This is a genomic window from Candidatus Symbiopectobacterium sp. NZEC135, assembly GCF_025962695.1.
The window spans coordinates 1-891 of the sequence record NZ_JAGFPF010000848.1 but is presented as its reverse complement, the minus strand read 5'-3'; the positions used below and the strand labels follow the sequence as shown (position 1 = coordinate 891).

Sequence of the window (891 nt, the reverse complement as noted above, 5' to 3'; positions counted from 1 at the left end):
TTTCGAGCACCCACAAGGTATCAATAGCGATTCTGGGCACGAAGGTCAAGGCTAAAAATTCACTATCCTGTCACATTTATACGATAAGCTTCGCAGCGAACGTTTTCTCCTGTGTGCAGAATGGTTGATCTTCGGGTAGCTTTTCCGCTGCTGCCTCCCCCACACAGGGAAAAAAGTGAGCGACGCTCTCTTCACACGCGCCAAAAAATAGGAATATTCTTACGAGCCAGCGACGGCACGCCAACAGCGCACACCATCGGTTTCATTCAGTGGCGTCAATGATTGTGGCTGCCCACAATCAACGCTCGCATACGGGCAACGCTCTCGAAAAAAACAGCCCTGCGGCAACCGTCGATTACTGGGTAATTCGCCCGTTTTCATCGTTTCTCCAGCGTGTTGCAACAGCGGCCTGTCAAGGCGAGGCACCGAATCCAACAGCAAACGGGTATAGGGATGGCGCGGATGGTTCAGGACGTTGTGCGCCGTGCCTAACTCAACAATTTGCCCTAAATACATGACGGCTACGCGATCGCTCATGTGGCGGATAACAGAAATATTGTGAGATATCAGCACGTAGGTAAGCTTACGCTGTCGCTGAAGCATCACCAGCAAATTCAGAATTTGTGCCTGAACAGAGATATCCAACGCTGAGGTGGGTTCGTCCAATAAAATGATATCGGGCTGTGCAGAAAGCGCGCGCGCAATGGCGATACGCTGGCGCTGACCGCCGGAAAACGCATGGGGCAAACGATCAAGATACTCATGGCGAATACCAACCAACGTCGCCAATTCGCACGCCAGCTCTCTGCGTTCCGTTTCACTGCCGTGCCCCTGTAACCACACCGGCTCGGTGATGGTGCGCCACACGGGCAGTCGCGGGTCGAGCGATGA

At 53.3% G+C, this 891-nt stretch carries 1 protein-coding gene; it reads right to left on the bottom strand.

What is annotated here, in order from left to right; genetic code table 11:
• Positions 1 to 219 precede the first annotated feature (219 nt).
• Positions 220 to 891, bottom strand: a 672-nt coding sequence (locus J5224_RS30915; protein ID WP_264628839.1) for an ABC transporter ATP-binding protein, incomplete at its 5' end; no start/stop codon positions are given.